Genomic DNA, 24,424 nt, shown 5'->3' on the forward strand with positions numbered 1-24,424 from the left:
TTGTCACTATTCGTTTCTGCTTCGCTTTCGTATATTATTTGCCACAAATTCTGCAAACGAGATCCCACATTGCATCCTAATGTTTACATCCCAGACGCGTTTCTGGAAAAAATCCAAACTATCCTTCCTGCTCACCTCAACATGGAAGACTTTATCGCATCGTGCCAAAAGCCACTGCGCAAAAGTATTCGTGTTAATACGTTGAAGATCAGTGTTGAAGCGTTTCTAGAACGTGCAGACGCAAAAGGCTGGAAGCTTTCTCCTGTGCCTTGGTGTGACACAGGGTTTTGGATTGAAGCGGACGAGTCAGTTGTACCATTAGGCAACACTGCAGAGCACATGTCAGGCTTATTCTACATTCAAGAAGCCAGTTCAATGATGCCAGTATCTGCGCTGTTTATGAATGACGAATCTTACGATGCCGTGTTAGATACAGCAGCTGCACCAGGATCAAAGACCACTCAAATCGCGGCTTTAATGAACAATGAAGGCGTTCTCGTGGCTAATGAATACGCCGCAAGTCGTGTAAAAGTGCTGCATGCCAACGTGGAACGTTGTGGTGTACGTAACGCCGCACTAAGTAACTTCGATGGGCGCGTTTTTGGCGGTTGGCTACCAGAACAATTTGATGCGGTTCTGCTCGACGCGCCCTGCTCCGGCGAAGGCACCGTTCGCAAAGACGAAGATGCAATGAAAAACTGGACGCAAGCTTCCGTGCTCGACATAGCTGACACACAGAAAGATCTTATTGAAAGCGCCTTCCATGCACTAAAGCCCGGTGGTGTGATGGTTTACTCAACGTGCACACTCAGTACCGAAGAAAACCAACAAGTTTGTCATCACTTGAAAGAAACCTTTGGTGATGCCGTTGAGTTTGAAAGCCTTGAAAACTTGTTTGAAGATGCAAATGCAGCCCTGACTGAAGAAGGTTTTTTGCATATTTTTCCACAGGTCTACGACTGTGAGGGATTCTTTGTTGCAAGAATTCGTAAATTGGCTGCTGTTGAACCACCAAAGGTCAAAAAGCGCATGGGCAAGTTCCCGTTTACCAAAGCATCGAAAAAAGAATCGGTTGAAATTGCCCAACAGCTGCAAAGTGCGTTAGGTATTGAACTTCCGAATGACAGTTCTGTATGGCTTCGCGATAAAGATGTCTGGTTGTTCCCTAATTCTTTAGAGCCAATGATCGGCGAATTACGCTTCTCCCGTATGGGTATAAAGATCGCGGAAGCCCATAAAAATGGCTACCGTTGGCAGCATCAGGTGGCAACGGCATTAGCGACGGGCTCTGAGGCAAACGCCATCGAGCTAACCATTGAAGAAGCGCGCGAATGGTACATGGGGCGTGATGTTCGCCCACAAATGATTCCTGAGGGAATGAAAACAGGTAAAGGCGAAGTGCTTGTCACCTATCAAGGCGCAGTCATCGGCCTTGGAAAGTGGGTAAGCAACAGAATTAAAAACGGTCTTCCTCGCGAATTAGTACGAGATAAGAACTTATTTTAAAGAAGTAGCGAATCATAAATAAATGAAAAGCCATCGTATTTGCAATGGCTTTTTAATTCGTAAGTATGAAAGCAACTGGGCTCGCTAGCGATCCGGATACGCTGTACTAAACTAGTTGTATCAAAGTAATGCTTTGATATGGCATTTCTCTCTATGTTCACCAACAAAATTATTGTTGGAAAAGTTTAGCGCAGGCTCTGCGGAGCCGTTTCCCCTAGGCCCAAAAAAGGAAAAGTTTGGGCCGTTTTTTTGGCTGCCGATCCGCTATACGTGAGCTTGGGTTACGCCAGACGAATGCCGTCTTTCTCGATAACAATCTTGCCCTGCTTGTACAATCCACCAATGGTCTTTTTGTAAGTACCTTTACTTGTACGGAAAGCATCAAAAATCGCTTCAGGAGAAGACTTATCGTTCAAAGGTAAAAAGCCGCCTTTCTTCTCTAACAGATCAAGAATCTTGCTAGAAAGATCGTCCATTTTTGCCACGCCGACTTTTTGTAGCGCGAGATCGATTTTACCATCTTCACGAATTTGCTTAATAAAGCCTTTCAGTTTCTTACCGATGTAAAGCTTACCAAACACATCTGATGGGAAAATCATGCCCCAATGCTTACCGTTAACAATCGCTTTGTAGCCAAGTTGACTGCGCTCTGCGATGATCAAATCAACTTGTTCGTTAACTTCATAATTCGCCGGAGTTTTGTCTAACCATTTGTTGAACTTAGTCGTACCAACAATGCGGCCTGATGCTTTGTCAGTGTAAACATAGACAAGAATAGTTTGTCCCGCAGAGAAGCGAGTGCGTTGCTCACTAAAAGGAATAAGTAGATCCTTTTCTTTGATGCCCCAATTTACAAAAGCACCTGTCGCGTTGACGCCCTCAATCTTCATTAAGCCCCATTCACCCACTTGGGCAATAGGTCTTTCAATGGTCGCAGCAAGCTGGCTTTCTGAATCGAAGTACAAAAATACGTCTACATGCTCACCAATTTCAGTACCCTCTGGTACATACTTATTAGGCAGTAGAACAGAACCGTAATCATCACCATCCAGAAATACGCCAAAATCAGCCTTTTTAATGACTTCTAAGCTGTTAATTTGACCAATTTTAATCATTGATTTTGTCTCTTTTTAAATTTACGTGGAATTATACCTAAACTAACAAGAAAATCAGAGAGAAAAGCATAGTGCTCTGTTATGCTGTTGTCGTTCAGCTATATGCCCCAGTCACTCTTTTAGCACTTTTATGCTTACCTGCTCAACAGTACGCATAAGTTAAGAATGCTTTAACAAAGTCAGGAGCTTTCTTTGGTCACCGTCGATAAACAAGACTCAATAACATTAAAAATCAGTCATGCACTCGCAAAGAGCAAAAGTGTCGACCTAGATATTTACTTTTTTATACCTGGTGAGCTTGGTTTAAACGCCGATATCATCAGTGAATCCGAATTTTATTACACTTCAATCACACAGCAACGCTCTTATTACAGTACTGAAATCCTTCTACCGCTAGTACACAGTCGACTTGCCAAGCGTGGACGCCTGTCGAATCAGCAATACCGAGTAAGTTTGAGTTTGTTCGCTTACCAATACGTTATCGCGCTAGACAAAGCGGTGGCAAGTTTAAACAAGCATCAGAACAACTCCGTAACGGAAGATGAAGTTGACGAAGTTATCGAGCTCACGCTTGAGATCTTAAAGCGCTTGCGACGTTCTATTCCTTATGAAGAGAACTTAAAACGGTACTACGTTAACATCGATAACTATCTGTCTTGGTATACCGAGCAAAAGTTTTTATCTCTAGTGGCTCATCTCCCGCGTGAAGGCGATTATGGCACGATTAAGAAACGCTTGATCACGCTCTGTGAAAAAGAGCAAGCCCATCGAAAACTCAACAAGTACAACTCTCCAAGAGTCGTTGAAGACGTTACTCGCCTATCTAACAAAATGCGCTTGCTAAGACGCTTGATTGAACACCCTATCGTGCTTCGTGAAGAAACCATATCAATGGGTAACAACATCAAGCGTGCTATCAAAGGTATTGCTACTGGCTTGGTGATGGTTGTCGTGACCTCAACCGTGATTCTCGCTCGCGATTACCTTGGGGAAATTTCCGCGTCCTTCATTATCGCGATGTCATTTATTTATGCTCTACGAGAAATCTTTAAAGATGATTTGCGCGACGCGATGTGGCGATGGATCCGTAAAGGCAAGCCAAAGTGGCGTAAGAAGTATGTTGATCCAACAACGAAAAAAGTGGTCGGCAGAAAATTAGAGTGGCTCGATTATCGTACGTTAAGTAGCTTGCCAGATAAGATTCAAAGAATACGTAAGAAGCGCGTCGTGCAGCGCGAAGAGCAGATACTTCATTATCACGAGAAAACCGAAATGGCGACCTCTCTATTCTTGAGTGGTTATGAGCAAACAAGAGAAACACTGAACATCAGTTTGCGCCCTATCATCCGTTTGATGGATAAAAGCTCAAACCGAGTTTATCGTTTAAATGAAGGGCAAGTGACCAAAGAGTCAGTAGAGAAACGTCATTTGCTCAATGTGATTGTCAAAGAGGACAACCACACCGATGAGCCTGTTTATTATCGTTGGAAAGTGGTCTTAAACCGCTCCAAAATCGTCTCGATTGAGCAGATTGAACTCAATTAAAGCGATATTCTTTAAAAACAGCAAACCACTAAGCAGCCTCTTTTCTTTGTTGGGCTGCTTTTTTTATCGAAAGAGTCAACGAGAATTCAGCCATAGGTTCGTCACCATGTAAGCTAGGACACAACGCGACGATTTTTACATCGCGATTCACTCGTTCACCCGTTGCCAACGTATGATCGAGCATCTCATCAATGACATGACCATCGTTACACACAAAGTGTACATCCGCTTCCGGACGTTTTAAAAACTCGGCTTTGACGCCTTTAAATGCTAAAGAGATCGCTTCTCCTTTTTCTTGCGCCTTGCTCATAGCAAGAAAACCACCAGCTACATCCGCCCCAACCGCTAAAGCGCCGAAATACATGCTATTCAAATGGTTCTTTGTTCTTCTTCGCAAAGGGATTCGAACCTCAACGTGCTCGCTATCTATCGCAATGATCTTAGGATGACAAAGCCAAATCAGAGGCACTTTAGAAAAGCCAAATAGATTTAGGTACAAATTTGCACGACGTACAGCTGATAACATTTTGGTCTCCTTACCAATCTAGTCAGACCAGTTAATCAACGAAAGAAATAGATGTCAAAGAAATGTTAACAAAAGCTCGATCTCACGAGTTATTTAGCCACTAATTTAGTGACATTGTCACACAGATAAACATGAGGTTTGCCGCAGTTATCTTGATTGCGTAACGGTGAGATAGATGAAATGGTTATAAATTCAAATGTATATATATTGATTTAATGATCAAGTTTTGTCATTTATACATAAGTCATTTAAATGAATACCTACACCTTTGTATACAATTCGGTATTTCCTGGCGAAGATTCCCGTGAAACGGTTTATTCCTGCCTGTAATTCCGTTATCTTTACCCCTTCGCAATAGAGAATAAAGCTATAACATGCCTATAAAAACAGATGAATTGAGAACCCAACCTTTGGGTCCAATGCCTACCCCAGCAGAGCTAGGTAGTGTACATCCTATTACGGATGACGTTGCAGACCGTATCGCTCAATCTCGTCGTCAGATTGAAAACATTTTATCGGGTGAAGACGATCGCCTTCTTGCAATTGTAGGTCCGTGTTCTGTTCACGACACTGAAGCTGCCATTGATTACGCCACTCGCCTGAGTGAAATCCAAGACAAGTACAAAGACGAACTGTTTATCGTGATGCGTACTTACTTTGAAAAGCCTCGTACAGTAGTTGGTTGGAAAGGTTTGATTACCGACCCTAACCTAGATGGCTCTTACGCGCTTGAAGCTGGCCTCCATAAAGCACGTAAACTACTACTGGATATCAACAAGCTTGGTCTTGCGACTGCTACTGAGTTTCTTGATATGATTACTGGTCAATACATCGCGGATTTGATCACGTGGGGCGCGATCGGTGCTCGTACAACAGAATCGCAAATTCACCGTGAAATGGCATCGGCGCTGTCTTGCCCAGTTGGTTTCAAAAATGGCACAAATGGCAACGTAAAAATTGCAATTGATGCAATTCGCGCATCGAAAGCCTCGCATTACTTCTACTCTCCAGATAAGAATGGCCGCATGACGGTTTACCGTACAAGTGGTAACCCATATGGTCATATTATTTTACGCGGCGGAGAGAAAGGCCCTAACTTTGATGAAGCGTCAGTAAAACAAGCGTGTGATGCTCTAGCCGAGTTTGGCTTGCCACAACGTTTGGTTGTGGATTTCAGCCACGCAAACTGTCAGAAGCAGCACAGAAAACAAATCGACGTTGCCCAAGACATTTGTAACCAAATTAAGTCAGGCAGTACTCGTATTGCGGGTATCATGGCTGAAAGCTTTATTCTTGAAGGCAATCAGCCAATGACTGACATCAACAACCTAACGTATGGTCAATCTATTACAGACCCATGCCTAGGCTGGGAAGATACTGCTACAATGCTAGATATGCTGGCAAACGCCGTTAAATCCCGAAAGTCCCTATAACAAAATAATCAAGGAATCTTCATGCCATCGTTTGATATTGTTTCTGAAATCGATACGGTTGAACTACGTAATGCCGTTGATAATGCTAACCGTGAATTGTCTACTCGTTTCGATTTCCGCAACGTTAATGCGAGCTTTGAGCTAGTAGAAGAAAACGTAAAAATGTCTGCGGAAGGTGACTTCCAACTTAAGCAAATGCGCGATATTTTACGTGGCCACTTGGCAAAGCGTAATATTGATGCAAACGCAATGGATGCACAGGACCCAGATGTAACTGGTAAGAACTGGCACCAAACTCTGCTTTTCCGCCAAGGTATCGATACACCAACAGCCAAAAAAGTAGTGAAACTTATCAAAGACGCAAAGTTAAAAGTACAAGCCTCTATTCAAGGCGACAAGGTACGTGTTACTGGTAAGAAGCGTGATGACCTGCAAGCGACAATGGCAGCGATTCGTGAAGCAGAGATGGGCATCCCATTCCAGTTTAACAACTTCCGTGATTAATCAGTCTGAGAAGTAACTTAGCTTAAAAACGCCAGCGCATAGTTCGCTGGCGTTTTTTGTTGGCCTTTTAATCGAGCAAGCCAAGTGCCCACTTTTTAACGCGGTTATATCACCAAGTCCTGCCCTTGCAACAATACGAATTCGCTCGTTCCTTGTGGTATGAACACGCAAATACGAAGCTTTTCAGCTTTAGCCTTGGCCAGCATATCCGAAAGCTCAGCAGCGCTCGAGAAAGCTTCTCTTTCTGCATCTCTTCGTATTAGTTCTAACACATTCGCTTCACATCGAGTTGAGTACAGAGCCAGCTCCGCTTGTTGCATATAGCGTACGGCTTTTATTGGCAACATCTCAACATCTTTCCCAACATGAACCCAAGTACAACTTCCCTTTTCATCTAAAGGTGTTGCCATGGTCGCTTGGTAAATTGCTTCTAACTCACGATTATCTCGCGCGTTTTCCACCTCGGGATTCGAGAAGAATTGCTCCCAAAACTTGCGGCGTAAATCGACGCTAGGCAGTGCCTCTTTAATTGAGTTTCGCTTTGAGTTAGCAAAATCCGCCATCAACCCCATGTTTTGTGGCAGTATCGATTCAAGCTTTTCACGGATGTTTCGAATTAAAACTGGCGAAGCTCCACCACTAGAGATAGCGATTTGGATGCGGCCACGATTAATCATTGACGGCGTGATGAAATCACAATAAGGCTTATCATCCACAACGTTAACCAAGATGCCTAGCTCTTTGGCATCTTTGTACACTTGGTGATTTAGCTCAGGATTGTCTGTCGTCGCCCACACTTGAACAAAGTTTTTAGTGACAATGTCACTCGAATAGAAACGTTGTACCCAGCGCAGTTGATGCTCAGAAGCAAGCTTAGACAGAAAATCAACCAACGTCGGAGAAACGATAGTCACATCCGCCCCAGCCTTTAGCAACGCTTCCACCTTTCGGCTTGCCACCTCACCGCCACCCACGACGAGAACGGGTTTATTAATTAAATCTAAGAACAGAGGAAAATATCGCATTTCAATCCATGATTACTCTAATTAGCTGTTGTAGACCATGCTACCAAAAATGGGGCAAGCTCATCACCCTGTTTCGGTATCACAAATAATTTTTGTTTGAATTTTTACTGAACTTCACCTTGCTCAGCTAATGACAGTTTTAATAACAACTTTTTATTCTTTTGTATTGTTCACTCTTCTATTGATTGTTCTGATGCACCAAATTGTCCATGAATTGCACTATTTACAAACAATTAACATTTCGTCATTCTAAATCTCAAGGCACTTTGTAAGTTCTCTCAAAACTTCATTTAAATTATATATTTGAGAATTAACAGATCCTTTCCTACGCTTATAACTGGTTGATCTATCGAATGCCGTTTCTTCGAAAATCAATCACGTAGGACGATAACTCTAACGAATTGGACACGTTATTTCAGGTCACTCCTGATTAAACATGGATCATACAGGAAGGATACAAATGGCAAATAAACTCACAGTTCTTGCTTCCGTCGTAGCGGCTTCTACTGCGATGATGGCAACATCAGCTCAAGCAGCAGACACTACTCTGGACAAAGTCACAAAACAAGGCTTTCTTACTTGTGGCGTAAGTACCGGTCTACCTGGTTTCTCTAACCCTAACTCAAAAGGCGAATGGGAAGGTATCGACGTAGAATATTGCCAAGCACTGGCTGCAGCCGTTCTTGGGGATAAAACGAAAGTTAAATATGTACCCCTAACCGCAAAAGAACGTTTCACTGCGCTTCAATCTGGTGAGATTGATGTGCTTTCCCGTAACACGACCTGGACTCTCCACCGTGACACAGCTCTGGGCCTAAACTTCGTAGGTGTGAACTACTACGACGGTCAAGGTTTTATGGTGAAGAAGGAACTTGGTATATCAAGTGCTAAAGAGCTTGATGGTGCGTCGGTATGTGTTCAATCAGGTACAACAACCGAGCTAAACCTTGCAGATTATTTCCGCAACCAAGGCATGGCGTACAAACCAGTGGTATTCGACACAGCGGCGCAAACTTCGAAAGGTTTTGATGCGGGACGCTGTGACGTATTAACAACTGACCAATCTGGCCTTTATGCACTACGTTTGAATTTGAAAGATCCGTCCTCTGCGGCCGTTCTTCCAGAAATCATCTCTAAAGAGCCACTAGGTCCAGTCGTTCGTCAAGGCGATGATCAATGGTTTAACATCGCTAAGTGGACATTGTTTGCGATGATTAACGCTGAAGAATACGGTATTAGTTCGAAGAATGCGGATGAAATGCTGAAGTCAACAGATCCAAACATCAAGCGTATCCTCGGTGTTGATGGCCCTAAAGGCAAAGGTTTGGGTATCCGCGACGATTGGGGCTACCAAGTTATCAAACAAGTTGGTAATTATGGTGAAAGCTTCGAACGTACAGTCGGTACTGGTTCGCCGTTAGAAATCTCTCGTGGCGTTAATGCGCTATGGAATGCAGGCGGCTTTATGTACGCGCCACCAATCCGATAGAAAGAGTTAATCAGGGCGGTGCATGCCGCCCTTTTTCTTGATTATATCTCACTGTATGAGTAAGGATCGCTCATTGGATGGCGAAAAGCGCTCGCTTGGTGGAACGGCTTTAAAGGTTCGTAAGTTACCAGACATGAGAGCGTTATTCTTTAGCCAGCAAGGACGAAACTTCGTTATACAGGCCGATATCTATAACTAAGGTTTGAGGTTATCGCTGTATGAAACCGACACAAGATGCATCGCCAAGTACGATGTCCAAACCAAGCGGAAGCAAGAGCCTGATTTATAATCCTGCCTTTCGTTCTGCTATTTTCCAGATCATTGCCATTGCTGCACTGGTATTTTTCTTTTACACGATTGTAAACAACGCTCTCAATAACTTAGATGCTCGTGGTATTGCAACGGGTTTCGGTTTTCTGAATCAAGAAGCCGGGTTTGGTATTGGGTTAACATTAATTGAATACGATGAAACGTACTCTTACGGTAGAACATTTATCATCGGCCTTCTTAATACGGCGTTAGTCTCCGTATTAGGTATTATTCTGGCTACTGTGATTGGCTTTACCATGGGGGTTGCCCGCCTTTCTTCTAACTGGTTAGTGAGTCGCTTGGCTGCTGTTTATATCGAAACGTTCCGAAATATCCCACTTCTTCTACAAATATTTTTCTGGTATTTCGCTGTTCTTCAAGCATTACCCTCACCTCGTCAAAGCTTGAGCCTTGGCGAAGCCATCTTCTTGAATGTTCGTGGTTTATATTTTCCAGCACCAGACATGGAGCCAGGCAGTGGCTTTGTTATTGCTGCATTAATCTTCGGGGTGATCGCCAGCTTGCTGATTAATGTATGGGCGAATAACAAGCAACGCCTAACTGGGCAACAAACGCCAATGGGAAGAATAGCTTTAGGCTTAGTCGTTGGCTTTCCGCTGATTGTCTACTTCCTTGCTGGTATGCCAATTTCACTAAATTATCCTGAACTAAAAGGGTTTAACTTCCGAGGTGGTATTAGCATTATTCCTGAATTGGCTGCGCTACTTTTGGCATTGAGTGTTTATACAGCTTCTTTCATTGCTGAGATTGTGCGCTCTGGTATTAATGCGGTTAGCCATGGTCAAACCGAAGCAGCGATGTCGCTAGGCTTACCACGCTCGAAAACTTTAAAGCTTGTTGTCATTCCTCAAGCGTTACGAATTATTATTCCACCTTTAACCAGTCAATATCTCAACCTCACCAAAAACTCATCGTTAGCGATGGCGATTGGTTACCCAGATCTTGTCTCTGTGTTTGCTGGTACTACCCTGAACCAAACGGGACAAGCGATTGAGATCATTGCGATGACGATGGGTGTGTACTTAACCTTAAGTTTGATTACGTCTGCATTAATGAACTTGTATAACCGTAAAGTCGCGCTGGTGGAGAGATAATATGAGTACTCATCAATTTCAACCGGATCTCCCGCCACCAGCCAATACCGTCGGCTTTGTTGGTTGGATGCGGAAAAACCTATTTAATGGACCTGTCAACTCCATTGTTACCGTAATTCTTGCTTATCTTGTCTTTAGTGCAATTTGGCATATCGTTGATTGGGCGTTTATCAACGCGGACTGGATTGGTTCGACGCGTGACGATTGCAGCCGAGAAGGTGCTTGCTGGGTATTTATCAGCGTGCGCTGGGAGCAGTTTATGTACGGTTTCTATCCAGAGTCTGAACTGTGGCGCCCTCGCCTTTTCTATATCACATTGGCTATATTTACTGTGTTGCTAGCGTATGAAAAGACACCGAAACGGATTTGGATTTGGCTTTTCTTCGTAAACATCTACCCATTCATTATCGCTGGGCTGTTATACGGTGGGATATTTGGGCTAGAAGTGGTCGATACACACAAATGGGGTGGATTACTCGTTACGCTCATTATTGCGCTAGTCGGTATTGTCGTTTCATTACCTATTGGTGTGGTACTCGCGCTCGGTAGACGTTCAGAGATGCCCATCATTCGCAGTATTTGTACCGTCTATATTGAAGTTTGGCGTGGTGTGCCACTGATTACCGTTCTGTTCATGGCTTCCGTTATGCTGCCTTTGTTTATGTCCGAAGGGTCCGAGACAGACAAACTTATTCGCGCTCTTATTGGTGTGGTGATGTTTGCCTCGGCTTACATGGCCGAAGTAGTACGGGGTGGCTTACAAGCGATTCCAAAAGGCCAATATGAGGCTGCCGACGCACTTGGGTTAAGTTATTGGAAAAAAACAGGGCTTATTATCTTGCCGCAAGCGCTGAAGATTACGATCCCTTCTATCGTGAACACGTTTATCGGATTGTTTAAAGACACCAGTTTGGTTCTTATCATTGGTATGTTTGACGTACTAGGTATAGGACAAGCAGCAAACACCGACCCTGACTGGCTAGGCTTTGCTACTGAAAGTTATGTATTTGTCGCGTTGGTGTTTTGGGTATTTTGTTTTGGCATGTCGCGTTATTCGATATGGCTTGAAAACAAACTTCATACCGGTCACAAACGATAACTCATCAAGCTCAAGGACGTATTATGACGCAACAACAAGACTATATGATCCAATTGAAGGACATGAATAAATGGTATGGTGAGTTTCACGTACTAAAAAATATTAACCTCGATGTTAAGCGCGGGGAAAAAATCGTAATCTGTGGCCCATCAGGGTCAGGAAAATCAACGATGATTCGCTGTATTAACCGCCTCGAAGAGCACCAAGCTGGCAGTATTTATGTTTCCGGTACGGAATTAACTGAAGATTTGAAAAATATTGAAGCTGTGCGCCGTGAAGTGGGCATGTGCTTTCAGCACTTTAATCTCTTCCCTCATTTAACCGTACTGGAAAACTGTACGCTCGCGCCTATTTGGGTGAAGAAGATGCCTAAAGATGAGGCAGAAGCGGTCGCGATGAAATATCTGGAACGCGTTAAAATTCCGGACCAAGCAGAGAAATATCCTGGCCAGTTGTCTGGTGGTCAGCAACAACGCGTGGCGATTGCTCGCTCTTTGTGTATGAACCCTAAAGTCATGCTTTTTGATGAACCAACATCAGCACTTGATCCGGAGATGGTTCGCGAAGTGTTGGATGTAATGGTCGAGCTCGCCGAGGAAGGCATGACCATGCTCTGTGTGACACATGAAATGGGCTTTGCGAAAGAGGTTGCCGATCGCGTGATATTTATGGACGCAGGAGAGATCATCGAAGAGAACAACCCTGTTGATTTCTTTGAAAACCCTCAATCAGATCGAACTCAAAATTTCCTAGCGCAAATCTTACATCACTAAGATCTTTTGCAACTGGTATAATAAAAGCACTGATTTCAATGAAGTCAGTGCTTTTTGTTACTAAATTCAAAAATTCTGTGTGACAATTGCTATGACTTTGCTCTGCAGTAATATTGTGTTACAAGTTGTCAAATACATAACATCTTATTTCTATTATTATTTTATCTAAGTTACGCATGGTTAGGGCTTGATTTTTTGAACTTTCAATCCCATAAATGTACTTAAAAGAAAGTCTCTTATCGAGGAAGATTATGAACAGTCCAATGTTTACCCGCACTTCAACACAAGAAAGTGCTCTACAAACAAACAAAGTATTGCGTAATACTTACGCACTACTTTCAATGACGCTTTTATGGTCGGCAGTCGTTGCTGGCGTAGCAATGGCATTTAACCTGCCACATCCAGGAATCATCCTAATGTTGGTTGGTTTCTACGGCCTGTTATTCTTAACAGAGAAAAACCGTAACAACAGCCTTGGCCTTGTGTTTACGTTCTTATTCACTGGTTTCTTAGGCTACACGATTGGTCCAATCTTAAACATGTACATCGGTGCTGGGATGGGCGATATCGTATTAACCGCTCTAGGTGGTACGGCGCTATCTTTCATGGCGGCATCAGCTTATGCACTAACAACAAAACGTGACCTATCTATGATGGGCGGCTTGATGCTATCGCTGTTTGTTGTGCTTGTTGTGGGTATGATTGCAAGCTTCTTTATTCAATCAACCATTTTACACTTGGCGTTGAGCAGCTTGTTTATCATTTTCTCTACGATGGCGATCCTGATGACAACACAAAGCATTATTCGTGGCGGTGAAACAAACTACATCTCTGCGACAGTAACTTTGTATGTATCAATCTACAACATCTTCATCAGCCTACTAAGCATTTTAGGTATTATGAACGACGATTAATCGTTTGCTCTAAGGTGAATACTAGAAGCCCGAAGGTAATTCCTTCGGGCTTTTTCTTTGCTAGTGGTTAAGTGCATTACGCCTGTTCGACTGCTAACTCGATAACTTCATCAGCCTCAGGATTTTCTCTAAAACGTCTCACTTTAATCGTATCTTCACCCAACATGATTTGCTTGGCGATTCGATGCATACCATCAAAAACGCGGTAATCATTGGTTAAAATTACGGGATACGACACATCGGCATTGTTGATGCGTTGGCAATGCTTCGCGATCTCACGACAGGTTGGCTGTGGTCCATCATCACTAAACCAGGTCACTTCATTAGGGCCTTTGATATCATCAATAGCAATTTCTTCTACAGGTAGGGACTCCGCGAGCTCCCAAATACGCTCAATAGACCAAATGGATTTTACGTTGTCATTTATTTCAATGTAACGTTGTTTCGACATGACTAACTCCTTGTCATCGTTATTGTTTACAACCTGAATGTAGGTTGCTTATCAACCAAGAGAATATCGGTCTATAAGAGCAAACACAACGTCGTAAGCTATTCATTCACCGATAAAATTCCATATTCAGACAAGTAGCCAAGAAAAAAACAAAACAAAAATGAATAAGCCTGGATATCCATGCAATTTTATTGGTACTCACCCCGAAAAATTTCTAACAAACTGAATATTTTCCTATATATTTGAATAAAAGAGCATTTGTATCAAAGCACCTGGCTCAGTCAAAAAGCACTCACCATTTTGTACGCTTTTGCTTCGCTCGGCACTACTTCGAGATTCTTTTGTTGAGAACATCCTCACCTGTCGCTAATCTATAAACATCCATGTTCACTTAACGGATAAAACGTTATGTTCGTTTACAACGGCAAAGAAATTGAAACTGATGCTCAAGGCTACTTACTGGATCATACTCAATGGGAAGAAGGTATGATTGAGCTTTTAGCAAAAGAAGAAGACATCGAGCTTACGGATGCTCATTTGGAAGTTGTGCACTTTGTGCGAGATTTTTATGAAGAGTTTAATACTTCCCCTGCTGTGCGTATGCTTGTCAAAGCAATGGAAAAAGCGCACGGCCCAGAAAAAGGTAACAGTAAGTATCTATTCAAGCTGTTTAAAAAGGGGCCAGCCAAACAAGCGACTAAATTAGCCGGCCTACCAAAGCCAGCTAAATGCTTGTAGAATTTACAAAATCTTAAAACCGCGCAACGGCTTATATGACGCAGACTCCTGTATCACACTCTCTACTGTTGCCGTTCGCGGGCCTTCTTTCAACCACTCGGAAAACGCAGCTATTTGTGCATCTGTTCCACACGCCATAACTTCAACATCACCATCGTTTAGGTTCTTCGCGTAACCCGTCAAACCCAGTTTCAATCCTTGATGGGAAGTATGGTAACGAAAGCCGACGCCTTGAACGTGACCTTTTACTATAAATCTCTCACACTTTACGTTCATCTTTGTACCGCTTCTTTTTACTGAGTGATATATTCTTTTCGTCTATTCACCCCACTAAGGATAGTGGGTTTTTGCACGGTTATTATAATTATGAAAGAAATTCCATTCCGCTGGATTGATAAGTATCTCATTCACTTAAAGATTCAAGAAAAGTTCTATTTGCTCTTCGTTCTCCCTCTTCTTGCTTTAGTCATTCTCACTCTCGTCCTTAATAGCGCGGCTAATACGTTGATCTCAAGTATGTACCAAGAAGAGCTCATGCTTATGAAAGGTCTGATAGAGGCAGGCAACCTTTCTCAATCTCAAGTAACAAGCCTCATAGCTGGTTCAGAAACCGTTTCTATTGGCTCAGGGCCGCAATCCGTGTCAGTTTTAAATGGTGCGTACAGCTTGGTTGCAAACCATGAACTTTCTTTATGGTCTGCCCTATCAACGACTCAAGTGAGCATCATCTGTGTGAGCTTGTTTATTCTCGCGCTTGGCGTTTACTACATCATGACGTTTATCGGCGGCGCAATGTTCACGATGAATAAAGCATTAAACACCCTAGCGGATGGTGACCTAACCGCGAGAATGAACTTCTTCCCAGTTCGCGACGAGTTTAGTGAAATTGCTATTACGATAGACAAAGTTGCAGAACGAGAGCAACAAATGGTGCTGTCGATTCAAGAGTCTGTGGCGTTAATGCAACAAATTAGCTCAGACCTGAATCAATCAATTCATCACAGTTCAGATATTTCTGCGACGCAACAAGAGCACCTCAACTCTCTTGCGAGTGCAACGGAACAGATGGCATCAACGATTCGAGAAGTCGCGACATTAGCTCACGATTCAAGCGCGCAAACCGATGATGCGCGCAGCGTGGCTCAGTCTGGACAAGTAAAAGTAGAGAATACGCTTCACTCGATTTCGAACCTCTCTAATGAGATTCAATCTGCGTCTCAAGCAGTAGCGGAGTTAGATGCCAATGCCGCACAAATTGATGAAGTCGTGACAACCATTAATGGGATTTCCGAGCAAACTAACCTACTTGCATTGAACGCAGCCATTGAAGCAGCACGTGCTGGTGAGCAAGGTCGTGGATTTGCGGTCGTTGCGGATGAGGTTCGCGCTCTTGCGGGACGCACTCAGCAAGCGACGGTTGAAATCCAAACGATGATCGAATCATTACAGCGTAACAGTCAATCACTTACTAAACTGATGGAAGTGACTGTCAACAATGCAAATGAGGGACAAAACCTCATGACGGAAGTGAATCACGAAATCGGCTCTTTGGCAGATAAAAATCAAACTATCTCCGACAGTAGCATTCAAATTGCAACAGCGGCTGAAGAACAAGGTGTAGTCGCGGACAATATCGCCTCAAGCGTTGAAGAGATTCGAGTTCAAGCAGATAACGTGTGCAATATGATCAGCACGACTTCACAAAACGTGGATCAACTGCGTAAGCAAAGCGACACCATGGAGTCGCTCCTTACTGGACTTAAAGCGTAGCAACGTAATCTGTTACGACCAGTTCAAATAAAAGGGTTACTTTAGTGACCCTTTTTTGTATTTAAAAGCCACTACAATGTACTGGATTGCCGAGGGATATTGCTTTTACCATTCACATCCCGGACAATACGCCCCTTTTAAAATTCAACAAGAGCTAATGAAATGACAGCTGCTATCTATTTGGTAAAAGGTCGTGAGAAATCGGTCAAGCGCAAGCACCCTTGGATCTTCTCTCGAGGCATCAACAAAGTTGAGGGCGAACCCGCTCTTGGCGAAACGGTTGATGTATTCACTCACGACGGTAAATGGCTAGCTAAAGCGGCATATTCGCCAGCTTCACAAATTCGTGCTCGTATTTGGAGTTTTGATAAAGAAGAAATCGACACCGCATTTTTCGTAAAACGATTAAAAGACGCACAACTTCTTCGTGAAGACATTATCAAACGTGATGGGCTTACGGGTTACCGCCTTATCGCGGCAGAGTCTGATGGTATGCCAGGCGTTACGATTGACCGTTACCAAAACTTCTTTGTGTGTCAACTTCTCAGTGCTGGCGCAGAACACAATAAACAGGCCATTGTTGATGCTCTAGTTGAGTGCTTCCCTGATTGTAATGTGTACGAGCGTTCTGACGTCGCGGTACGTAAGAAAGAGGGTTTGAAAGAAACCACGGGCGTCTTGCACGGCGAAGAGCCACCTAAATCGGTCGTCATCGAAGAAAATGGCGTAAAGATTAGTGTAGATATCGTTGGCGGTCATAAAACAGGTTTCTACCTAGATCAACGTGATAGTCGCCAGCAAGCGATGAAATATGTGAAAGGCAAGGAAGTTCTTAACTGCTTCTCTTACACAGGTGGCTTCGGACTTTACGCTCTGAAAGGTGATGCAAAGCGTGTGATAAATGCTGACGTATCACAACCTGCTCTAGACACTGCGAAGTTCAACGCAGAACTGAATGAATTTGATATCTCGAAGAAGCGCGCCGTGTTCCTAAACGCAGACGTGTTTAAACTGCTTCGTGAGTATCGTGACCAAGGAACTCAGTTCGATGTGGTTATCATGGATCCACCTAAGTTTGCAGACAGTAAAGCCCAACTAAACGGCGCATGTCGTGGTTACAAAGACATCAACATGCTAGCAATGCAAATCCTAAAACCTGGCGGTACGCTACTGACCTATTCGTGCTCTGGCTTAATGGATCAAGTTTTGTTCCAGAAAATCATTGCTGACGCAGCCTTAGATGCTAACCGCCAAGTAAAGTTTGTGGAGCGCTTTGAACAAGCCGCTGACCACCCAACCGATACAGCATATCCAGAAGGTTTCTACTTAAAAGGTTTTGCATGTAAAGTGCTTTAGGCTACGAATAAGTAAGACAAAGCAGAAGAAAAGGGCCTACTGGCCCTTTTTCATTATGGCTCTAAGTTAACCTTAGTTAGTGCGGATAACACATCTCTCTCAAAGTCCGCATTTCCCACGATTAAATCACTAAACTCTGTCGCCCCGTTTTCTATTACGATAGTTTGAATTGAGTTTCCATCGTTATGGGTTATTTCTAGAGATAAGTCATCGCCATCAATGTTCAAGTCAATACTATTAAGAAGTTCTTCTATCGTATTGTGCCCTGCATCTTCAACGACTTCACTCAGATCTAAGGTGTCCAAATCTCTCTCAAAACCTCTAATTAGATCTGTTCCTGCATCCAAGGAGTCGTTGACCCATTTAAAGACATCTGCCTCGTTATCATTACCGATCAAGATGTCATGACTTACGTCTACTTCAGCTTCAATAATATTTGCAGAGCCATTACTTGAAGCATTTACTCCTCCGTTTTCATCAATAACGAATTGCAGTGTATTCTCACTTTGATCGCCATCGTTATCCGTCAATACATAATCGAAGTCTAACGTTTCAACTGTATCACCCACCGCACCATAAAATGCATACGCACCATCGTTTAGGTCGATTTCCAGAGTATGTTTGCTGTCGATATAGATAGTAAGCTGCATCGTTGTGTCGTCAAATGCATGCGAAATACCATCGTTATTGTCAGTTACTATTAGGTCTGTACCATCAAACGAATAAGTGACACCGTCATGTTCTATTTCGCTAATATAACCACCATCTGCACCAATACCTGTATCTGGAGAAGTGGTATACATCAAGTTCCCCCCAACAGGTTGAATCACTGACTGCAACATAACCGGAGGTAATTGAGTTACGTCAGGAACCACAACACCATCAAGGTCTTGATTCAAAAAGCCATCATATGCTACGCGATCTAATTGCTCCGGCATAAGATTAACGCCCATACCATACGCTAGGGCTGTTATCTGATTATCAGGATCGGTTAGGTGATCAATCCAACTCTGCTCGCGAGCGTCGTTTATAAATGATGACGCAGGGTTTGGCTGACCATCTGACAAGAAGTAACTAACATTCGACGCACTGGTTAACTTACCTACATCATCCCATGACTGTTTTGCTTCATTTAGCGCGTTGTTATAGTTAGTCGCGCCACCCGCAGTTAGCGTCTCAATATACGCTTTGGCCTCCTCGACCGTCAGCCACGTCGCAGCACCTATAGCGTAAGTGGATGCTGTACTGCTATAAGTAATAATTTGAACTCGCGTTTGACCGATAGACTCATATTGATTCAATAACTGAGTTGCCGAATCTTTCATTATCTGCAAGCGATTATCCGTTCGCATAGAACCCGAGACATCCATTATGAGCTGAACGTTGGCACTTTCTTTAGTTTCTGCAACTACATCGTGAATAATAGATGCAGAATCTGGTGAGTCATCTTCCACAATAACGTTGACCGTTGTGGAGTTAGTAAGACCACGAGCATTCGAAACAAGCACAGGCACCTCAATATTTAAGGTGTCTTCTCCAGATGGGTTGGAGTGATCAATCGGACCAAGAAGCTCCGTAGATACCACTCCAGTATCATTGACTGATATTTTGATAACCTCTTCACCGTTCGCTGAACCGATAAGCATTTGGTCGTTATTTGATAACGTCCACGTTACAGAGATACCGTTACTAGTAAGAGCTGTAGATGGTTCACTGAGCGTAACAGAATCAACGGTTTGACCCAGCGTCAATTGTTCTACATCAGTACTCGAGTCAGTTGTGTCATCAAAGCCGTTTAGAGCAGAGTCATCAGCAATGGCGTTGCTTAAGCCTTCCTCAGAAACGTTTAGTGTTACACCTTCTACAATTGGTGGGGCGTAAGGGTTGACAGAAAAGTACCCCGTTTTACTGTCACCATCATTATCAGTAATCGTGTAGTTAAAATCGATATCCCCATCGCCATAAGGTGAGGTCAAAGGCAAGTATTGGAAGAACTCCCACTTTCCAGTGCTAGGTGTAAGTTGAACTTCGAATGCAAGCTCTCCATCAGCCTCTGCAATCAGTCTATTAGAGTTTTGTGGATCGACGTATATCAACACGTCTTTACCATCTAGAGTCTCTAAACCAACCTCACCTCCATTTAAGACTATAGAACCAGGGCCATCAGCTCCATATACAGCACCGAGGTTCCCATCCGCACTAGCAATTGGCACGCCAGAGTACGCACCTGTAAAGGTTATTGATTTAACGGTAAAGTCACTGTTGTCTTCAGTATCCGGGCCATTGCCATTACTGGTCGCCTCGAGGATGATTTTATCAAAGCCTCCCTGTTGAACATTGAAATTTGCCGCGTAATCACCACTGCTTGCGTCAGAGCTGAACGATTGCTGAGCAATTAATACACCATCTCTATAAAAAGATGCGATTCCTTTCTCAAGTTCACCACCAAACATTTTCTCAAATTCTATTTCTGCTCCGTAAGCAACTTTATTGCCTAAGTCTATGATTAACTGCTCTGATACACCCTCATTACCCGCGAATCGATAATCGACTTCGTTTTCTAATTGGAAGCCGTTGTTACCAGAACTTTTAACGCCAATCCCTTCTGATGATTGATTGATTTCAGCTGTTCCCAGCATCACAGATTCGTCAGATACAAAACCGTTTGCAGTCACAACAACGTCCCCAAATGTTCGACTGGTTGCATCTGCCTCACTTCCTGCAAAATCTATGCGCCCTGTCAGAACGTTAGGTGCACCAGTAAGCGACACATCGACGGGTTGAACAACCACAGGCACGTATGGGCAATCATCTTCAACGGCCACATTTAAGCTTTGAGATGTTGTTGTTTGTCCATCACTTACAGAAATCTGTAAATCAAAGTTGATGATGTCTTCCACATCATTAACAGGATGATCAAGTGGCTCAAACAGAGTAATAGTATAGTCCCAAGAGCCTTGACCTGAAGCTGAAGGCTCGCTCAGCACAACAGTAGCAACAACGCTCAGGTGAACAGTTTTCGCAGTCAGCGTTTGAGTACTGTTGTCCCACGTCCACGATATAGGCTCCCCTCCTGATGTTAGGTTGTTAGGGCCTGCCAATACCACTGAAACATTCGCCGTGTCTGGATCGGCAACTGTGAATGTTCCTGAGAAACTTGCGGAGTTAGTGGTGTCTGAAGGTGATCCTGTATTATCAGGGATACCATTAGCTAAACCTTCTTCCGAAACAACTGCATTCACAACATTTGAAATAGAAGGAGGAGCATCATTATCAATAATCGTCGCCGTACCCGTATCACTGCCTTGTACCGCACCAATGCCAGTCACCGTGACACTGAAATCTTCAGGGCCTTCATAAACAGCGTCATCAATAGAAGCAATACGCACATCAAACTCAGTTTGCCCTGCTGGCACCGTTACTACGCCATCGTTTGGCACTGTCACCCAACCGCTTCCCGTGTTGTATTCTAAGGTGCCTAAGTCACCGGTTTCGGTATCACCCAAGTTCAGGCCTAGCTCGACTTGTACTGTAGACTCGGAGGCATTCGATAGCGTCACTTTGAAGTTCGCTGTCTCACCCTCATTAATGGTGCCAGCATCGGTAATAGTCACGCTTGGACGATCATCATCCGGATCGGGGCCTGGCCCCGTGCCATCGTCCACTATCGTTGCTGTCCCCGTATCACTGCCTTGCACCGCCCCAATGCCAGTTACCGTGACACTGAAATCTTCTGGGCCTTCGTACACCGCGTCATCAATAGAAGCGATACGCACATCAAACTCGGTTTGCCCTGCTGGCACCGTCACCACGCCATCGTTTGGCACTGCAACCCAACCACTTCCCGTGTTGTATTCTAAGGTGCCTAAGTCACCGGCTTCGGTATCACCCAAGTTCAGGCCTAGCTCGACTTGTACTGTAGACTCGGAGGCATTCGATAGCGTCACTTTGAAGTTCGCTGTCTCACCCTCATTAATGGTGCCAGCATCGGTAATAGTCACGCTTGGACGATCATCATCCGGATCAGGGCCTGGACCCGTGCCGTCATCCACAATCGTTGCCGTACCGGTATCGCTGCCTTGTACTGCGCCAATGCCGGTTACCGTGACACTGAAATCTTCTGGGCCTTCATAAACAGCGTCATCAATGGCAGCGATACGCACATCAAACTCAGTTTGCCCTGCCGGCACCGTCACCACGCCATCGTTTGGCACTGTCACCCAACCGCTTCCGGTGTTGTATTCTAAGGTGCCTAAGTCACCGGCTTCGGTATCACCTAGGTTCAGGCCTAGTTCGACTTGTACTGTAGACTCAGAGGCGTTCGATAGCGTCACTTTGAAGTTGGCTGTCTCACCCTCATTGATGGTGCCAGCATCGGTAATAGTCACATTCGGGCGGTCATCATCCGGATCAGGGCCTGGACCACTGCCGTCATCCACTATCGTCGCCGTACCGGTATCGCTACCTTGCACTGCGCCAATGCCAGTCACCGTCACACTGAAATCTTCAGGGCCTTCATAAACAGCGTCATCAATAGAAGCGATGCGCACATCAAACTCAGTTTGCCCTGCTGGCACGGTCACCACGCCATCGTTTGGCACTGTCACCCAACCACTTCCCGTGTTGTATTCTAGGGTGCCCAAGTCTCCAACCTCGGTATCGCCAAGATTAAGACCCAACTCTACTTGCGTTTCCGCTTCAGACGCGTTCGATAAAGTGACTTTGAAGTTCGCTGTCTCACCCTCATTAATGGTGCCAGCATCCGTAATAGTCACACTTGGACGGTCATCATCCGGATCTGGTCCTGGACCACTGCCGTCGTCCACTATCGTTGCCGTACCTGTATCGCTGCCTTGCACCGCGCCAATGCCAGTTACTGTCACACTGAAATCTTCAGGGCCTTCATAAACGGAGTCATCAATAGAAGCGATACGCACATCAAATTCAGTTTGCCCGGCAGGTACCGTCACCACACCATCATTTGGCACTACAACCCAACCACTTCCCGTGTTGTATTCTAGGGTGCCCAAGTCTCCAACCTCGGTATCGCCAAGATTAAGACCCAACTCTACTTGCGTTTCCGCTTCAGACGCGTTCGATAAAGTGACTTTGAAGTTCGCTGTCTCACCCTCATTAATGGTGCCAGCATCCGTAATAGTCACACTTGGACGGTCATCATCCGGATCTGGTCCTGGACCACTGCCGTCATCCACAATCGTAGCTGTACCCGTATCGCTGCCTTGTACCGCCCCAATGCCAGTCACCGTCACACTGAAATCTTCAGGACCTTCATAAACGGCGTCATCAATAGAAGCAATGCGCACATCAAATTCGGTCTGTCCGGCTGGCACCGTTACCACACCATCGTTTGGTACTGTGAACCAACCACTTCCCGTGCTGTATTCCAAGATGCCTAAATCTCCGGCTTCGGTATCGCCTAAGTTGAGACTTAGTTCGACCTCAACATCTGTAGCTGATGGATTCGATAAAGACACTTTAAAGCTGGCTAACTCACCTTCATTAATCGTCCCTGCATCGCTCACCGTTACCGTTGGACGATCATCATCAGGACTTAAACCAGGCCCACTACCATCATCAACAATGGTTGCAATCCCAGTTGCAGGTGTACTTTGTTCTTCTGTGTTGCCAGAAAGCGTAAATGTTTCTGGGCCTTCGAATATAGAGTCATCTATAGAGTCGAGAGAAACCGTAAACCCACTTTCACCTAATGGGACCGAGACTGTAAAAGTACCATTATCATCAACTGAGATGTCTTCTGTTGTGCCATCGGAAAATGTTATGAGAACACGCTCATTAACGTAGTCACTTCTGCTCTCGTCAGTTGAACCGCCACTTGCGGTGCCATCAAGTAGCGACAAAGTGACATCAGTATTGTCCTCTGTTGCTTGGTTTAAAGTAATATCGAATACAACCTGATCACCTTCGTTGATAGTCGGACTAGATATTTCTTGAACAATTATCGTTGTAGGAACGGGAATTGCTGTTGGTTCTGGTGGTTGTATTTGGAAAATATCGAGTAGCGTCTCTACCTGAGTACTTGAAAATCCTGTTCCGTCAGTTCCCACTGTCTCAAAATTGGTACTGGCGAGTAATTCAGCACCTGTGCGAGCTATAGCTCCCGTATTCTGTGGGCTAGACCCGTTTCCTTCACCTGCAGCAGGCTCAAACTCTTCACCCAGCTCAGTCGGGTCTTCCCCACTAGCAATTGCTTCAATTAACGCTGTGATATCATCAGTTACGTTTATCGAACTTCCTTGTGGTGTCACCTGCTCGATCACAAGCTCAGAAGTATCTGATACCTCATCAATTATTAACTCTCCTGGTTGAGGTAGTTGTCCCTCTTCTAGGGTCCTGATTTCCCCATCCAGCCCGATAACCACGATGTTGCCCATCAATGAGCTCAAAGTTACTCGATCCATATCTACCTCGCCCCACTTCAAACCAAGTCAAAAGTTTGTCACCTCTACATTTACGTCTATAGTTTAGTCAAAATCATCATATTTTCGTTGTATGTGTAGCTTGTAGGACGTTTGATAACTCTAGGGGCAGAGTTACAAAAAAGCGCAGAGTGACACAGGCCGTGAAACGCTATGATATTAAGAATTCAAGCTTTTCTCCGAGCTAAACTTGCTATGTTGCTAAGCAACATTCGACATATGTGCTAAGGTTTTAAAAGGCGAAATCTTGGGTTTTTGAAACAAAAGCTTTGTTTTAACAGTAGGTTGATAAATCCCT

18 protein-coding genes are annotated in these 24,424 nt (G+C 44.2%); 12 read left to right on the top strand and 6 right to left on the bottom strand.

Features of this window, described 5'->3' with window-relative positions; genetic code table 11:
• Window positions 1–69 precede the first annotated feature (69 nt).
• Window positions 70–1,506: a 16S rRNA (cytosine(1407)-C(5))-methyltransferase RsmF gene (rsmF, locus tag NDJ01_RS13745; protein WP_258586862.1), complete on the top strand. Its 1,437-nt coding sequence runs from the start codon at window positions 70–72 to the stop codon at window positions 1,504–1,506.
• A gap of 281 nt (window positions 1,507–1,787) precedes the next feature.
• Here rsmF and NDJ01_RS13750 read toward each other — a convergent pair whose 3' ends face one another.
• Window positions 1,788–2,621, bottom strand: coding sequence for a S1 RNA-binding domain-containing protein (locus tag NDJ01_RS13750; protein ID WP_258586863.1), 834 nt, complete (start codon window positions 2,619–2,621; stop codon window positions 1,788–1,790).
• Window positions 2,622–2,813: 192 nt separating this feature from the next.
• Here NDJ01_RS13750 and NDJ01_RS13755 point away from each other — a divergent pair, with 192 nt between their 5' ends.
• A complete protein-coding gene (locus NDJ01_RS13755) occupies window positions 2,814–4,166 on the top strand; it encodes a hypothetical protein (protein ID WP_006743263.1) in 1,353 nt (450 codons plus the stop codon).
• Window positions 4,167–4,194: 28 nt separating this feature from the next.
• On the opposite strand, the gene NDJ01_RS13760 is transcribed toward NDJ01_RS13755, so the two are convergent.
• The gene (locus tag NDJ01_RS13760) at window positions 4,195–4,692 is read right to left on the bottom strand and encodes a DUF4442 domain-containing protein (protein ID WP_005396564.1); all 498 of its coding nucleotides are present in this window, start codon (window positions 4,690–4,692) and stop codon (window positions 4,195–4,197) included.
• Between the two features lie 374 nt (window positions 4,693–5,066).
• On the opposite strand from NDJ01_RS13760, the gene NDJ01_RS13765 reads away from it, so the two are divergent.
• Together NDJ01_RS13765 and NDJ01_RS13770 are read left to right on the top strand one after the other, a co-directional pair.
• Window positions 5,067–6,125: a 3-deoxy-7-phosphoheptulonate synthase gene (locus tag NDJ01_RS13765; RefSeq protein WP_006743262.1), complete on the top strand. Its 1,059-nt coding sequence runs from the start codon at window positions 5,067–5,069 to the stop codon at window positions 6,123–6,125.
• Window positions 6,126–6,146: 21 nt separating this feature from the next.
• Window positions 6,147–6,629 carry a YajQ family cyclic di-GMP-binding protein gene (locus tag NDJ01_RS13770; protein ID WP_005377415.1) on the top strand — a complete coding sequence of 161 codons (483 nt, stop codon included), beginning with the start codon at window positions 6,147–6,149 and terminating at the stop codon, window positions 6,627–6,629.
• 104 nt (window positions 6,630–6,733) lie between these two features.
• Here NDJ01_RS13770 and NDJ01_RS13775 read toward each other — a convergent pair whose 3' ends face one another.
• Window positions 6,734–7,654: a bifunctional precorrin-2 dehydrogenase/sirohydrochlorin ferrochelatase gene (locus NDJ01_RS13775; protein ID WP_005377406.1), complete on the bottom strand. Its 921-nt coding sequence runs from the start codon at window positions 7,652–7,654 to the stop codon at window positions 6,734–6,736.
• A 460-nt stretch (window positions 7,655–8,114) separates the two neighbouring features.
• On the opposite strand from NDJ01_RS13775, the gene NDJ01_RS13780 reads away from it, so the two are divergent.
• The 5 genes from NDJ01_RS13780 (at window position 8,115) to NDJ01_RS13800 (ending at window position 13,353) form a co-directional block, all read left to right on the top strand.
• Entirely contained in the window at window positions 8,115–9,143 is a 1,029-nt protein-coding gene (locus NDJ01_RS13780; protein ID WP_047102335.1) for an amino acid ABC transporter substrate-binding protein, read from the top strand.
• A gap of 218 nt (window positions 9,144–9,361) precedes the next feature.
• Window positions 9,362–10,567: an amino acid ABC transporter permease gene (locus NDJ01_RS13785; RefSeq protein WP_258586864.1), complete on the top strand. Its 1,206-nt coding sequence runs from the start codon at window positions 9,362–9,364 to the stop codon at window positions 10,565–10,567.
• Between the two features lies 1 nt (window position 10,568).
• Window positions 10,569–11,666 carry an amino acid ABC transporter permease gene (locus NDJ01_RS13790; protein WP_012841798.1) on the top strand — a complete coding sequence of 366 codons (1,098 nt, stop codon included), beginning with the start codon at window positions 10,569–10,571 and terminating at the stop codon, window positions 11,664–11,666.
• Window positions 11,667–11,689: 23 nt separating this feature from the next.
• Window positions 11,690–12,439, top strand: a complete 750-nt coding sequence (locus tag NDJ01_RS13795) for an amino acid ABC transporter ATP-binding protein (protein ID WP_005377400.1) — start codon at window positions 11,690–11,692, stop codon at window positions 12,437–12,439.
• A 251-nt stretch (window positions 12,440–12,690) separates the two neighbouring features.
• Window positions 12,691–13,353, top strand: coding sequence for a Bax inhibitor-1/YccA family protein (locus NDJ01_RS13800; RefSeq protein WP_005396571.1), 663 nt, complete (start codon window positions 12,691–12,693; stop codon window positions 13,351–13,353).
• A gap of 76 nt (window positions 13,354–13,429) precedes the next feature.
• Here NDJ01_RS13800 and NDJ01_RS13805 read toward each other — a convergent pair whose 3' ends face one another.
• Window positions 13,430–13,804: a chromosome partitioning protein ParB gene (locus NDJ01_RS13805; protein WP_258586865.1), complete on the bottom strand. Its 375-nt coding sequence runs from the start codon at window positions 13,802–13,804 to the stop codon at window positions 13,430–13,432.
• 408 nt (window positions 13,805–14,212) lie between these two features.
• Here NDJ01_RS13805 and NDJ01_RS13810 point away from each other — a divergent pair, with 408 nt between their 5' ends.
• The gene (locus tag NDJ01_RS13810) at window positions 14,213–14,542 is read left to right on the top strand and encodes a TusE/DsrC/DsvC family sulfur relay protein (protein WP_005377396.1); all 330 of its coding nucleotides are present in this window, start codon (window positions 14,213–14,215) and stop codon (window positions 14,540–14,542) included.
• Window positions 14,543–14,545: 3 nt separating this feature from the next.
• Here the strand turns inward: NDJ01_RS13810 and yccX are convergent, their stop codons facing one another.
• Window positions 14,546–14,818 carry an acylphosphatase gene (gene yccX, locus NDJ01_RS13815; RefSeq protein WP_005396574.1) on the bottom strand — a complete coding sequence of 91 codons (273 nt, stop codon included), beginning with the start codon at window positions 14,816–14,818 and terminating at the stop codon, window positions 14,546–14,548.
• A 90-nt stretch (window positions 14,819–14,908) separates the two neighbouring features.
• Here yccX and NDJ01_RS13820 point away from each other — a divergent pair, with 90 nt between their 5' ends.
• Together NDJ01_RS13820 and NDJ01_RS13825 are read left to right on the top strand one after the other, a co-directional pair.
• On the top strand, window positions 14,909–16,312 hold the full coding sequence (locus tag NDJ01_RS13820) for a methyl-accepting chemotaxis protein (RefSeq protein WP_258431565.1): 1,404 nt from the start codon (window positions 14,909–14,911) through the stop codon (window positions 16,310–16,312).
• Window positions 16,313–16,474: 162 nt separating this feature from the next.
• The gene (locus tag NDJ01_RS13825) at window positions 16,475–17,668 is read left to right on the top strand and encodes a class I SAM-dependent methyltransferase (protein WP_170891450.1); all 1,194 of its coding nucleotides are present in this window, start codon (window positions 16,475–16,477) and stop codon (window positions 17,666–17,668) included.
• A 53-nt stretch (window positions 17,669–17,721) separates the two neighbouring features.
• Here NDJ01_RS13825 and NDJ01_RS13830 read toward each other — a convergent pair whose 3' ends face one another.
• Window positions 17,722–24,108: a Calx-beta domain-containing protein gene (locus tag NDJ01_RS13830; protein WP_258586866.1), complete on the bottom strand. Its 6,387-nt coding sequence runs from the start codon at window positions 24,106–24,108 to the stop codon at window positions 17,722–17,724.
• Window positions 24,109–24,424: the final 316 nt, after the last annotated feature.

Source organism: Vibrio sp. HS-50-1 (assembly GCF_024747315.1).
Taxonomy (GTDB): Bacteria; Pseudomonadota; Gammaproteobacteria; order Enterobacterales; family Vibrionaceae; genus Vibrio; species Vibrio diabolicus.